8 protein-coding genes are annotated in these 13349 nt (G+C 71.1%); 6 read left to right on the top strand and 2 right to left on the bottom strand.

Annotation, left to right across the window (positions count from 1 at the left end):
* Nucleotides 1-20: 20 nt before the first annotated feature.
* Both IEZ11_RS27035 and IEZ11_RS27040 read right to left on the bottom strand, forming a co-directional pair.
* Nucleotides 21-1220, bottom strand: a complete 1200-nt coding sequence (locus tag IEZ11_RS27035) for an ABC transporter substrate-binding protein (protein ID WP_189265489.1) — start codon at nt 1218-1220, stop codon at nt 21-23.
* Nucleotides 1217-2827 carry an ATP-binding cassette domain-containing protein gene (locus IEZ11_RS27040; protein ID WP_189265490.1) on the bottom strand — a complete coding sequence of 537 codons (1611 nt, stop codon included), beginning with the start codon at nt 2825-2827 and terminating at the stop codon, nt 1217-1219. The genes IEZ11_RS27035 and IEZ11_RS27040 overlap by 4 nt, the downstream gene beginning before the upstream one ends.
* A gap of 112 nt (nt 2828-2939) precedes the next feature.
* Between IEZ11_RS27040 and IEZ11_RS27045 the strand changes: the two genes are divergently transcribed.
* The 6 genes from IEZ11_RS27045 (at nt 2940) to IEZ11_RS27070 (ending at nt 13240) form a co-directional block, all read left to right on the top strand.
* The gene (locus IEZ11_RS27045) at nt 2940-3725 is read left to right on the top strand and encodes an SDR family NAD(P)-dependent oxidoreductase (RefSeq protein ID WP_189265491.1); all 786 of its coding nucleotides are present in this window, start codon (nt 2940-2942) and stop codon (nt 3723-3725) included.
* A 25-nt stretch (nt 3726-3750) separates the two neighbouring features.
* On the top strand, nt 3751-4356 hold the full coding sequence (locus IEZ11_RS27050; protein ID WP_189265492.1) for a hypothetical protein: 606 nt from the start codon (nt 3751-3753) through the stop codon (nt 4354-4356).
* Nucleotides 4357-4405: 49 nt separating this feature from the next.
* Entirely contained in the window at nt 4406-5761 is a 1356-nt protein-coding gene (locus IEZ11_RS27055) for a PucR family transcriptional regulator (RefSeq protein WP_189265493.1), read from the top strand.
* 247 nt (nt 5762-6008) lie between these two features.
* Nucleotides 6009-7535, top strand: coding sequence for a carotenoid oxygenase family protein (locus tag IEZ11_RS27060; protein WP_229713389.1), 1527 nt, complete (start codon nt 6009-6011; stop codon nt 7533-7535).
* A gap of 50 nt (nt 7536-7585) precedes the next feature.
* Nucleotides 7586-9064 (top strand): aldehyde dehydrogenase family protein, encoded by a 1479-nt coding sequence (locus IEZ11_RS27065; protein WP_189265494.1) that lies wholly within the window; start codon nt 7586-7588, stop codon nt 9062-9064.
* A gap of 1326 nt (nt 9065-10390) precedes the next feature.
* Nucleotides 10391-13240, top strand: coding sequence for a carbohydrate binding domain-containing protein (locus tag IEZ11_RS27070; protein WP_189265495.1), 2850 nt, complete (start codon nt 10391-10393; stop codon nt 13238-13240).
* The last annotated feature ends 109 nt before the right edge of the window (nt 13241-13349 follow it).

A 13349-nucleotide genomic window follows, 5' to 3' on the forward strand; every position in this document is an offset into this window, starting at 1 on the left:
TCTGTCTGTTCGCGGCGGGCTCAGCCCAGACCGGAGAGGGACTTCAGGGGGACGGCGCCCTTGGCGGGCCAGACCTGCTGGATCTTGCCGCTCTCCCACTGCCCGATGAAGGACGGGGTGGTGCTCTTGTTGGCGGTGAACTTCACGGGCCCCAGGGCGGACGTCATGTCGGTGGTGGCGAGGGCCTTGTTGATGGCGGCGGGCGTGGCGTCGCCGGACCGGGAGATGGCGTCCACCAGGAGTTCGGCCTCGTGGTAGCCGAGCGCGACCGAGCCGAGGTCGTTGAGAGCGGGGTACTTCTTCGCGTACTTGGCCACGATCATCTGCGTGTCCGGGAGCCCCGCCGACTCCGTCCAGTTCAGCTGGACGAGCGTGCCGTCGCCCAGCGAGCCCAGCGCGCTCCAGCCGGGGGTCTGGGCACACTGCAGGCCGATGGCGAGCTTCGGCCGGTACGCCAGCGCCTTCATCTGCTTCCACATCGCGAAGCAGTCCTGCGGCGCCATGTCGGCGATGAGGATCTGTGCGCCCGTGGACTTGCCGGACTGGACGACGTCGGAGAAGTCCGTGGTGCCGTTGGGCACCGCCTTGCTGGAGGCGACGGTGAAGCCCGCCTTCTTGCCCAGCCCGCCCCACAGCTGTTCGGTGGCCTTGCCCTGGGCATCGTTGCTGGAGACCATCAGGATCTTCTTGTTGGTGGACGCGGTGGCGGCGAGCTCGTAGAACTTGTCGGCGCCGTCGGCCAGGGACTGGAAGGAGTCCCAGGCGTAGCCCTTGCCCGCCGGCAGCAGCTCCACCGGGAGGGCGCCCATCATCAGGGGGGTCTTCAGCGCGTCGGCCTGGCCCTCCATGTCGATGTTCTGCTGGCAGCAGGAACCCAGCAGGGCGACCGCGTGGTCGCTGAGCACCAGGGAGCGCACCTGCTGCACCATCGTGTTGGTGTCGCTGCGGTTGTCCAGCACGACCAGCTTGATCTTGCGCTTGACGCCATCGACCTTGACCCCACCCGCGGCGTTCACCTTGTCGACGGCGAGTTGGTAGCCGTCCTTGATGGAGGTCAGCACCGTGGTGCCGGACAGGGAGATGCTGGTGCCGATCACGATGGGGCCGGTGCTGCCCGTGCTGCTCGCGCTCGTTGTGTCGTTGCCGGCGCAGCCGGCGGCGAGCAGGGCGGCACAGGCGGCGGCGCAGGCCAGGCGCAGGGACGGTCTGACTGTTCTCATGACGGGTCTCCAGTGGTGCGTGCGGGCGAGCCGGGGTGCGTGGCGGGGGTGGTCGAGGAGACGGCGGCATCTGGGGTGGGGGTGCCGAAGTACGCGGCGTCCAGGTCTGCTTCGTCGAGCAGACCGGCCGGGCCGCCTCGGTAGGAGACGCGTCCCCGGGAGAGGACGACCGCGTGGTCGCAGATACCGAGGGCGCGCTTGACGTTCTGCTCGACGAGCAGGATCGCCACGCCCTGGGCATTGATCTCGGTGAGTGCCTGGTACAACGCGTCGATCGCGACCGGGGCCAGGCCCAGCGAGATCTCGTCGCAGATCAGTACGGACGGGTTCGCCATGAGGGCGCGTCCCACGGCGAGCATCTGCTGCTGCCCGCCGGACATCGTCCCGGCTTTCTGCCCGGCGCGTTCGGCGAGCACGGGGAACACGGCGTGCACCCGGTCCATCCGGGTGTGCAGCTCACCCTTGGCGAGTGACAGCGGGGCGCCGAGTTGCAGGTTCTCGGCGACGGTGAGGTCACCGAAGACGCGGCGCCCCTCCTGGCAGTAGGCGATGCCCAGGCGGGCCCGCTCGTGCACGGGCAGGCGGGTGATGTCCCGGCCGAACGCCGTGATGCGACCGGTGCGGGTCCCGACGGTGCCCATGAGGGTGCCGCAGAGCGTGGACTTCCCGGCGCCGTTCGCCCCCAGCACGGTCACGATCTGCCCGGGACGCACCCGCAGCGAGAAGTCCCGCAGGGCGAGCATGTCGCCGTATCCGGAGGTCACGCCGTCCAGGACCAGGACGTCATCCGTGTCGGCGGGCACGGCAGTCGATGCGGTGTCCTGCCCTGCGCTCCGCATGTCCTGAGATACATCAGGGGAGTGGACGGCCGGACCGGTGCCCGCCGGAGAGCTGTCACCGAGATAGACCGCCCGCACCTGCTCGTCGAGGGCGATCTGCGCCGGAGTGCCCTCCGCTATCGGACGCCCCCAGTTGAGCACCAGGACGCGGTCGACCAGCTCGCGTACGACCCGTTCTATGTGCTCGACGAGGATCACGGTGGTGCCCCGCTGGTGCACCCGGCGGATCAGGTCGATGGCCTCGTCGAGTTCACGTCCCACCAGCCCGGCGGCCACCTCGTCGAGCATGAGCACCTGCGGCCGGGTGGCCAGCGCACGGGCGACCTCCAGCCGCTTCAGGTCCAGGACGCGCAGCGAGTCCGCGGGGCGGGCGGCCTTGGTGTCCAGACGGCACAGGGCGAGCAGTTCGTCGAGTTCCGGCCCGCGCATGGGCGGACCGGCCGCCATGGCTCCGATCCGCACGTTGTCGCGGACGGTCAGGCCGTGGAAGGGCCTCGGGACCTGGTGGGCCAGGGCCACCCCCAGTCTGGTGATGCGGTGCGGCGGCAGCCGGTCCAGTCGGCGCTCGCCCAGGTGGATGCTCCCCGAGTCCCGTCGGTGCACCCCGGCGATCAGTTTGAGCAGCGTGCTTTTCCCGGCCCCGTTCGGGCCGATGACGGCCACGGCCTCGGCACGCCGCACGGTGAGGTCCACGCCGTCGAGCGCCGTCACGCCGCCGAAGTGTTTGCCCAGTCCCCGCACGGTCAGGGCGGTGTCCGAAGTTCTCACCGTCGCGGCTCCTTCCCTGTCGTTGACCGACGTGTGGACGCAGGCTAGTGTCCCGTTCAGCGAAATACCAGTCCTAAATAACGGGACTTCTGAAGAGTTAGGGGTGGTCGCCATGTCCTTCGCCGGGCTTGCCGGACGCGTGGCCCTGGTCACCGGCGCCGGCAGCGGGATCGGGGCGGCCACCGCGCGGCGCCTCGCAGCCGAGGGGTGCTCGGTCGCCCTCGTCGACCGCGACGAGGGCGCCGCGTCCGCCGTCGCCGCACAGTGCGGGCGCCAGGCACTGGCCATCGGAGCCGACGTATCGGAGGAGGCCGACGCGGCGGGGTACCTCCGGGCCGCTGTCGCCTACTTCGGCCGCGTCGATCTGCTCCACCTCAACGCGGGGATCCCCGGGCCCTTCGGCTCGTTCGCCGACCTCGACGTGGCGGACTACGACCGGGTCGTCGCGGTCAACCAGCGGGGCGTCCTGCTCGGTCTGCGCGACGCCCTGCGCTACTTCCGCGACACCGCCCGACCGGGCGCCGTCGTCGTCACCAGCTCCCTCGCCGGGCTGCGGGCGAGCGCCGCGATCGTGGCGTACACGGCGAGCAAACACGCGGTGATCGGTCTGGCCCGCGGCGCCGCGATCGAGGGCGCCCCCCTCGGGGTACGGGTGAACGTGATCGCGCCCGGTCTGATCGAGACCCCGATGCAGCAGCCCCTCACCGAAGCACTGGGCGGCGAGCCGGCCATCACCGCACTGCGCACGCACAGCCCCCTCGGGCGCATGGGCACGGCCGACGAGGTCGCCGCCCTGGTCGCCTTCCTGCTGAGCGACGAGGCGCCGTACATCACCGGTTCCGTCCACGTCATCGACGGCGGCGTCGATGCGAGTGACCCCATGCAGATCCGCCTCTGAACCACTCCGCCCGAAAGGCCATCCCATGAACGTCTTCGACGTACGCGACGTCGTCAAAGAGCCGGACGCCCTGCTCGCCGTCACGGAGAACCCACGGCACCGGGCGATCCTGCTGAACTTCCGCAGGCACGCGCTGCTGGAGGTCTCCGGGCGCTGGCGGGAGATCCTCCAGCCCGGCATGATCGTCGACGAGCCCCTGTACCGCATCAACGAGAAGGGCGCCTCGTTCCAGCTGCGCGGCACGGCCGAGATCGGCGCGTTCTACGCGGGCCTCACCGACGCCCGCGCGAACGTCTTCGGCCCGATCACCGACCAGGTGGCCGTCGCGGACTGGGGCCTGGCCATCGAGTCCTTCTTCGGCCACCACCTCCCCGGCCGGGTCCTGGCCGAGCAGGGCGAGGACATCGACGACCCCGACGCCTACTACCAGCTCACCCACTACATGGCGTCGTTCTGGCCGTACGACGCCGACTGCCGCCTGATCGGCGAGCACATCTACGAGGACGCCGGCAGCCGCCGCATCGTGAAGATGGACCCGGCGGACGTCATCACCCCGGAGCGGGCACGCGAACTGCTGACCCCGCTGCTGGACAGCGCCCCGCCCGGACCCGATCCGGCGGCGCACGGGTGAGCACCGGCACCTCACCGTGTGCCGTGACCGGGAGGATGATGGGCCACGGATGAGCGAGGCGGGCGAGGTGGCCGAGGTGGGTGCCGGTACGAGCGCGGGCGAGTGGCTGCTGGGACTGCGGCCGGACGACGGCGCGGACCGCCCATCACCGGCCTCCTCCCCCGCGACGGTCGCCGAGGCCGTGGCCGACCTCGGCGACGGTCCCGTGGCCTGGGCGGTCGAGACGGCCGCCGGGGCCGCCGAGAAATGCGCCCGGCAGTCTCCCGAAGTCGCCGCCGGACCCGTCGGCCTGCGCACGGCACGCCGGTCGGTGGAGGCCTGCTGCATCGCGATCCTGCGGGGACTGCTCAACGACACACCGCCCGAGCTCATCGCCGTCCCGCCCGAAGCGGTCGACGGCAACCGCGATCTGGTGCACCGGGGGGTGTCGCTGGACCGCATCCTGCGGGCCGTGTGGACCTCTCACGTCCACACCTACGAACGGCTGCTCGCGGCTCTGCGGCTGCTCGTCGAGGCGGACCGCCGGCCCGACGAGAGCGAGCGCGTCGCCCGGCTGTCCTTCGCCTACGTCGAACAGCTGACCACGGCGTTCACCACGCAGTACGCGACGGAGCGGGAACACTGGGCCGGCAGCCGCACCGCGGCCCGTCGCACACTCGTGGAAGACCTCCTCACCGGCCGCCACGCCGACCCCGTGACGGTGGAGAAGACCCTGGGCCTCGATCTCGGGCACCATCACATGGCCGCCGTGCTGTGGTCGGCCGCCTCCGCGGACGGCCAGGGCCCTGCCGCGCCCGCGCACCGGCTCGCCGCCGATCTCGCCGCCGATCTCGTCGGCGTCTCGCGGGCCGTGCGCTCCCTCGTCCTGCCGACCGGAACGTCCGAAGTGTGGGCGTGGTTCAGCTGGCCCCGGGAACCGTCGGCGGATCTCCTCTCGCTGATCCGCGAGGAGTCGAAGGAGCGGACAGCGCACTGCCCCGGCGGGGTCTACGCCGCGCTGGGACCGCCGGCCCGGGGTGAGGAGGGGTTCCGGGCGAGCCACCTCGCCGCTCGGGAGACCCAGCGGGTCGCCCAGGCCCTCGGCGCCCCGGGCGCGTACGCCTACGCCGACGTCGCCGTCCTCTCCCTGCTGACCGCCGATGCCCAGCACGCCGAGCGCTACATGCGCGAGGTCCTGGGGCCGCTGGCCGTCCCCGGTCCCAAGGCCGCCGCGCTGCGCGAGACGCTGCGTCTGTACCTCGCGCACGGGCGCAGCCGCAGCCTCGCCGCCGAGGAACTGTTCGTGGCGCCCACCACCGTCGCCTACCGGGTCAAGCGGGCCGAAGAGCTGATGGGCAGGCCGCTGCCGCAGGACCATCTGTCGTTGCGTCTGGCGCTGGAGATCAGCCGGATCATCACCCCCTGATCACCGGCCCGGCTGCGATCACCGGCCCCGACTGCGCCGCGGCGACAAAGCCGGGACTCGAATCTGTCGTACCGCGCCGAGGACATCCGGCGGACGGCGCCGGAGGATGACCCGGCCGGGCACGAGGAGGTGCCCACCGGGCAGTGGAGCGGCACCCGAGCCGAAGCGTCCCGGAGCCTGTCCCGGCACGTCGGAGTGCGCCGGCTGTGGGCCCGGCGCAGAGACCGCTCCCCGTGAAAGGGACTTCATGAGCACCCCGTCCATACCCGTCGTCGCGACCACACCGATGTCCATGGCGCCGCAGGCCCTGCCCGTCGGCCCCGACCAGAACTGGCCGACGGGGAACAAGTGGCTGCGTGGTCCGTTCGCCCCGTGGGCGGAGGAGAGCCACGGCTACGACCTGCCGGTGGCGGGCGTCATCCCGGCGGATCTCGCGGGCGCCCTGTTCCGGATCTCCTCCAACCCCCGCTTCCAGCCCCGCAACATGGACCGCTACCACTGGTGGGAGGGCGACGGCATGGTCGCCGCGCTCTACCTGCGTGACGGCAAGGCGGCCTTCCGCACCGGCTGGGTGGCGACGGACTCGATGAAGTTCGAGGTCGAACAGGGCGAGGCCGTCTACAGCGGCTTCGTCAACGGCGGCACGCCCGGGCGACTGCCGCAGGGCGCCCCGCCCGCCAAGAACGTGGCCAACACCAACGTCGGCATCTTCGACGACCACCTGCTGGTCTACTTCGAGGGCGGCCTGCCTACGGCGATGCACCCGCAGACGCTGGAGACGTACGGCAGCTACGACTTCCACGGCGGCATCGACGTCCTGTGCACCGCCCACCACAAGACCGACCCGGCCACCGGCGACATGCTGTTCTTCGCGGCCACCGGCCCCGTCATCACCTGGTACCGCGCCGACGTCCGGACCGGACAGGTCATCGACTCCCACACCATCGACATCGGCGTCCCGGCACTCGTGCACGACTTCGTCGTGAGCGAGAACTACGCGATCTTCTTCGTCGCGCCCAACCTGTTCCGCCTCGACCTGATCGCGCAGGGCAGGCCCGGCGTGGTCTGGGACGAGTCCGCGCTGCCGCACGGCACCCAGATCGTGCTGATGGACCGCCGCACCCACGAGGTGAAGTGGTACGAGGCCGGTGGCGTGTTCGCACCCACGCACTTCTACAACGCCTACGAGATCGGCGACGAGGTCGTCATCGACATGCACCGGATCTCCCGCATCGGCAACCCCGCCGACGCGCTCACCCCGCTCGGTTCCCACGAGTGGTTCCCGCCGGGCTACTCCTGGCAGTGGCGGATCGACACGGCGACCGGGAAGGTCGGCGACCGCCGCGTGTCCGGCATCGCCGGCGAGTTCCCGAAGATCAACGACGATTACGTCGGCCGGCAGCACCGGTACGGCTACTTCGTCACCACCCGTGACCTGGCACCGGAGACCATGACCGACGGCCTGGCCCGCCACGACTACCTCAGGGACTCCACGACCGTCGTCGAAGGACCGCACCCGCTGACCAGCCCCAGCGAGCCGGTGTTCGTCCCTCGCCCCGACCCGACCGGCGAGGACGACGGCTACCTGCTGACCTTGTGGTGGAACCCCGAGACAGGCCTGAGCGAGCTGCTGATCCACGACGCGTCCGACCTCGTCACACAGCCGCTGGCCCGGGTCGGGCTGCCCGTGCGGGTGCCGTTCGGCTTCCACGGCAGCTGGGCCGACCAGAGCGTCCTCGACAAGAGCGTGTCCGCCCTCCGAGTCACCGACTGACATCCACAGCACCCACACCCTTGAGCCGCGCGCGGATCCCGGAGACCACGTTGACCACGACAGTTGAACCCTCGTCCATCCACGGCAACCTGCCGTGGGACGGCAAGATCTTCGACGGCGCCTGGACCCAGGGCCGCGGCGGGACCCTCGACGTGCGAGCACCGGCCACCGGCCGGCTGCTCACCACGGTCGGCGCGGCGTCCCCCGCCGACGTCGACCGGGCCGTCGAACGCGCGGCGAAGGCCCAGCGGGACTGGGCCCGGCTGCCCTACGACCGGCGGGCGGAGGTGTTCCGGAAGGCGGCGTCCGCGCTGCAGTCAGCCCCGGACCGGCTGGCGAGCTGGCTGGTTCCCGAGGCCGGATCGGGAGCGGGCAAGGCCGCCTTCGAGACCGGTCTGGTGGTCTCCGAGCTCTTCCAGGCCGCCGCACTGGCGGCGGAGCCCTACGGCGAGCTGCTCCGCAGCACGCGGCCGCGGCTGTCGCTCACCCGCCGGGTACCCCTCGGGGTGGTCGGGGTCATCTCGCCCTTCAACTTCCCCGCCGTCCTCTCGATGCGCTCGGTGGCGCCCGCGCTCGCCCTCGGCAACGCCGTCATCCTCAAACCCGACCCGCGCACTCCGGTCTCGGGCGGACTGGCTCTCGCCCAGCTGCTCGCCGAGGCGGGGCTGCCCGAGGGACTGCTGCACGTGGTGCCCGGCGGCGTCGACGTCGGTGAGGCGCTGGTGACCCACCCCTCCGTGCCCTGTGTCTCCTTCACCGGCTCCACCGCCGCCGGCCGTGCGATCGGCGCGGCGGCCGGCCCTCTGCTGAAGAAGGTGCATCTGGAGCTGGGCGGGAACAACGCCCTGCTCGTACTGCCCGACGCCGACCTCGACGCGGCCGCGTCGGCCGGGGCCTGGGGCTCATTCCTGCACCAGGGCCAGATCTGCATGACCACAGGACGGCACCTGGTGCACGCCTCCGTCGCGGAGCGCTACGTGGCCAAGCTCGCGGAGAAGGCCGCGGCGATCACGGTCGGGGACCCGACCGACCCCGCGAACATGCTCGGCCCGATCATCGACGAACCCCAGCGTGACCGGGTCCACGACATCGTCACCCGCAGCGTGTCCCAGGGGGCCCGCCTGGCCGCGGGCGGAACCCACGACGGGCTCTTCTACCGGCCCACCGTCCTCGCCGACGTTCCGCACGACGCGCCGGCGTTCACCGACGAGATCTTCGGCCCGGTAGCCCCGGTCTCCGTCTACGAGACCGTCGACGAGGCCGTCGAGCTCATCAACCGCTCCGAGTACGGTCTGTCGGTGGCCATCCTCACGCGGGACGTGTTCGGCGCCCTGGAACTCGCCGAACGCATCGAGTCCGGTGCCGTCCACATCAACGACCAGACCGTGGACGACGAGGCCGTGGCTCCGTTCGGGGGCTCCAAGGCTTCCGCCGCCGGCGGCCGATTCGGCGGCGGAGCCAACCTCGACACCTTCACCGAGGTGCAGTGGGTGACCGCGCAGGCGGAGATCGAGCGGTACCCCTTCTGATTCTGAGCAGTGCTGCGGCGCGTGCCCGCGTCGGCCGGTCCCTGGCGGGGCCGCCGGCCTCATCGGCCGGCGGCCCTCCCGGTACAGGGCGCGGGCCGGCAGAAGCGGCAGCCCTGATCGCGCGCACGGCTGAGCGGCCGCGACGCCGACGCCGCATCAGCCGACTCGGCCCCGCCTGAGCGCGAGGCACTGTCCGGAGCCGGTCGGGGGCGGGACAGCCGGGCAGCCGGCTGCCCGTCCCGGCTCCGAAGACCGTGTGCGCAGCCGCCCGGAGAGGCATGTGCCCTCCGGGCTTGGGCCTGCCCGAAGAACGTCCGGGCGGCAGACAGGCCGTGCGGGATGCCCACCTTCGGGCGTTCGGTGATCACGGCCTCGTACGGCCGGCCTCGTCGGGATCGGAGCCCGGTGGCGACCCCGGCTGCCGGACATGAGAGCGCGTCAGCCCTGGCACCCTGCCCGCGAGGTGAGCCGCGTTCTCGGCCCATGAGCGGCTGTCCCACGGCCGACGCATCATGCAGTAAACGTTTGCCGCAGACCCTAGTCAGCCGGAGATCACCCCGCAAGGGGCGAGGTAGCCGCGCTTCGCCCACCTCACCCCGAGACCACTCCAGGAAGCACGTGTGGCGCACTCGACCTGCGACGACACTCGGGGGACGGCAAGGCGGCGGGAACAACGTTCCGCCTGCACGGAATTCGGCCATTGACCGGACACCGTACGGCGATTAGCGTGGAATACGTTTACTAGAGGTTTCCTCCTCGTTTCCTTCCTTCCCAAGCTCCTGACGCGGGAGACGCATGTCCAGATCCGCCCTGCCCCGTGCCCCGTTCGCCATGGACCCGGCATGTCTTCACCAGTTCTTCCCCGAGCCGCTCGTGGCACGACTGCAGGGTCTGGCACGGAAGTGTTCATCGCCGGATGGGACCCCCCTCGGCCGGCCCCGGCTGCCGGATGGACGACGGCATACGGAAGCACGGGGACGCGGCGTCCGGCGCGGCGCACGCCAACCCCCGTCCGGTGGCCGAACACACCCTCGTCGCGTTCTTGCCCGCCGGCAAGGACACCTTCCGGCCGCAGGCGAGTTCCCGGGTGGGACGCACCTGCCCGGCACCCGGTGATCACTGCCCACGCACATCGCCGCCGCGTTCGGCAAGGAACCGGGGCGTCTCGGGCGCACCGCCATGGAGGAACCAGCGCGGGCCCGCCGCTCGCTCACGCCGTGGCGGGGACGGATCCGAACGTCCACGCCCGTACCGAAGAACCACGCACGACCGCTACCCGTCCGCGCCCTCCCCCGTACCCCCTCCAACGTCGAAGGGAAATCCGACATGCCCGAACCGATCCAGCGCAGGTCACTTCTGAAGGTGGCCGCGGGAGTCACAGCCGCGGGCTGGCTGTGGCCGGGCGGTACCGCACAGGCCGCCGAGGCCGGGACGACAGCCTCGCAGGCCGCCACCGCTCCTCTCGACACGCTCGTCCTCGGCGACAGCGCGTCGGAGAGCGCGCACGGTCTGACCGCGACCCTCTCCGACGTCGTGACGGGCGGTCTGGAGCAGGCCGCCCGTGTGCTCAACGCCCCGGAGACCGCGGCCTTCTGGGGCGGCACCCTGTCCGCGAGGCTGGCCTGTCGGCCCACGGGCGCCACCTATGTCACCGTCAAGCTGTGGGGTTCGGAGAGCGGTGCCGAGCTCGGCCGACTGCAGCTGTTCGCCGAGGGCGAGCAGGTCGGCCACTATCACCTGGGGGCCGTCGACCCGCTCGACATAGCGAGCGACGACCCGCGCTCGCTGGAGCGCTTCTTCTACCACACGCTGCCGTTGCCCCTCGACCTCACCGCCGGCAAGTCGTCCGTCGCCCTCGAAGTCCGGTCCATGGGGCGCATCGCCGGCTACGCGAGCACGGCCGACGAGTACTACAAGGACATGGACGGCCCGAGCCGCACCATTTACCGCCTCTACACCCACGACGAGCCGTACTTCGGCACCGCCGCCGACGACGTCACCGGAGCGCTGCCGGCTCCGGCGACCCGGACCTCACCCGGCTCCGAGATCGTCGGCACGATCAACACCCGTGTCCTGGCCCAGGCCTCGGCCGAAGCCGCCCGCACCAGCGCCCAGACCGAGCTGTGGTACCTGGACTTCCTGGCCCGCGCCTACCACATGTCCTCGACGGGTGCTTACCAGAACATCGCCGTGCCACCGCAGGCAGCCCGCAGCCTGGACGGCGTCTACTGGAAGTACGTCGCCGACTCCACCGTGATCACCGGCTCCACCCAGCAGTGGATGGGCCTGGGCCGGGCCGGACTGGTCATGCTGGGGCTCGCCGACGACCTGAAGCCGCTGCTCGACGAGCCGGTCCTCGGGTCGCCTTACGGACTGAGCAACCCGGGTTTCGAGTTCGGCACGACCGGCTGGAAGTCGTCCACCTGGTCCGGCAGCGGCACCGCCGCCCGGGACACCACCGTGTACCGCACCGGCCACGCCTCCGCGAAGATCACCATCCCCGGCTCCGGCACGGTCGGCTACACCACCTCGGCGAAGCTCCCGGTGGACCAGGGCACCTACACATACGGCGCCTGGGTCAAGACCGACAGCACCGCCGACAACGGCGCCTGTCTCGACATCCTCTTCTACAACTCCAGTGGCACCCTGGTCGGCACGGACAACAAGTTCTACGCCTCGTCCGGCACCCACGACTGGGAGCACGTGACGGCCACCCTCACCACGCCGAGTACGGCCACCCAGGCCGCCGTCTCCATACGTCTCTCCGGCGCGGGCACGGCCTGGTTCGACGACCTGACCATGACCGAGCCGGCCGGGTCCGCGTACACGCCCGTCACCCGCCGGTCCGCCTGGGCGAAGATGCTGCTGGACAGCCGCGAGTACTGGCGGCAGAACATCCCGCAGTACACGAACCAGGCCATCATCTGCTCCATCGGCCTCTACCTCGCCGACCGCGGCCTGAGCTGGCTCGGCTCCGACGACGCCTGGGGCGAGACCAAGGCCCGCGACTACCTCTACCAGGCCGTCGGCCTCGTTCCCTGGCTCGGCCCGGAGAACGAGGACGGCACCCCGACCGAGCCGTTGGGCGGCTCGTACTACCAGGTCACCAAGAAGGGCATCTCCAAGGAACTCGGCTACGCGGGCAGCTACGGCGAACTCCAGGAATGGCTGTCGTTCGTGTACGACGCGGTGACGGTCATCGGCGGCGTCGAGGACGGCACGCTGCGCGACCACCTGGTCAAGATGGCCAAGGCGCGCGCGGTGTTCCGGTACCCCTCCGTGGACCCCGACGGCTACCGGACGATGCGTCTGGAGACCATGGTCGGCTGGCGTGACACCGAGTACCCGGGCAAGGTCGCCTACGACCAGGACGCCAAGTGGGACGGCCACGCACTGAAGATGGCCGCGCAGATCAAGGACCCGGACCTCACCTCCTACGCCCAGCAGTCCCTCAGCGAGGGCCAGGCGTTCCTGTCCCTGCAGGGCACCTACGAGGCGACGGTCTCCGCCCGGACCAACCTCAACCTGCTGTCCACGGCCGACGACTACGCGTACATCAGCACGGCCACCGGCAGCGGTGCGCAGCTGCCCATGACGGCGGGAGCGCCCGACTTCGTCTTCTCCGACGAGGAGAACGGCCTCGTCGCGATCAAGCACGGCGAGGAGATCCTCTTCGCCTCGCTGTACTGGCGGGCCCGCTGGGGCGTCAACCGGCTCGCCCGCGTCCACCACATCACCGCCGACGGCGTCGAGCGCTCGGGCACGGTCTGGCAGGACGTCAAGTACGTTCCCGACGGCAGGGCCTTCGCCGAGCCCGACTGGGTCAACTGGGAGTTCTCCGCAGGCGACCTCGACATCCCCGCCGGTGGCTTCGCCCCGCCGGGCGACACCCTGCACCAGGCGTTCGCGGGCCAGGTGCTGCCACTGGCCAAGGCCCCGGACGACGCTCCGGAGCGGGACCCGGGGGTCGAGAGCCCGTACGCCGGCCGCGCTTCCTTCTACCGATGTGCGTACGGCCCGTACCTGATCGCCATGAACACGACCGACAGCCGCAGCTACACCTTGGCCACGAAGGGCTTCGGCGCCGCCACGAACCTCGTGACCGGGGCGACGGTGAGCGCCGACGCCGAGCTGTGTGTGAAGCCCGGCACCACCGTGGTGCTGCGCAGAGGCTGACTTCGGGGGAAGGCCGAAGGACGGCCCTGTCCCTCCGGTGCCGGGCCGGGGGCCGGGGCCGTCACGTCTGTACGGACCGTGACGCGGTGTCAGCGGGTCCGCCGCGGCA

It is taken from the genome of Streptomyces fuscichromogenes (assembly GCF_014645815.1).
Lineage (GTDB): Bacteria > Actinomycetota > Actinomycetes > Streptomycetales > Streptomycetaceae > Streptomyces > Streptomyces fuscichromogenes.

Coding starts and splice junctions, on each gene's coding strand:
- IEZ11_RS27035 (WP_189265489.1), bottom strand. CDS start 1,220: ATGAGAACAGTCAGACCGTCCCTGCGCCTGGCCTGCGCCGCCGCCTGT.
- IEZ11_RS27045 (WP_189265491.1), top strand. CDS start 2,940: ATGTCCTTCGCCGGGCTTGCCGGACGCGTGGCCCTGGTCACCGGCGCC.
- IEZ11_RS27050 (WP_189265492.1), top strand. CDS start 3,751: ATGAACGTCTTCGACGTACGCGACGTCGTCAAAGAGCCGGACGCCCTG.
- IEZ11_RS27055 (WP_189265493.1), top strand. CDS start 4,406: ATGAGCGAGGCGGGCGAGGTGGCCGAGGTGGGTGCCGGTACGAGCGCG.
- IEZ11_RS27060 (WP_229713389.1), top strand. CDS start 6,009: ATGAGCACCCCGTCCATACCCGTCGTCGCGACCACACCGATGTCCATG.
- IEZ11_RS27070 (WP_189265495.1), top strand. CDS start 10,391: ATGCCCGAACCGATCCAGCGCAGGTCACTTCTGAAGGTGGCCGCGGGA.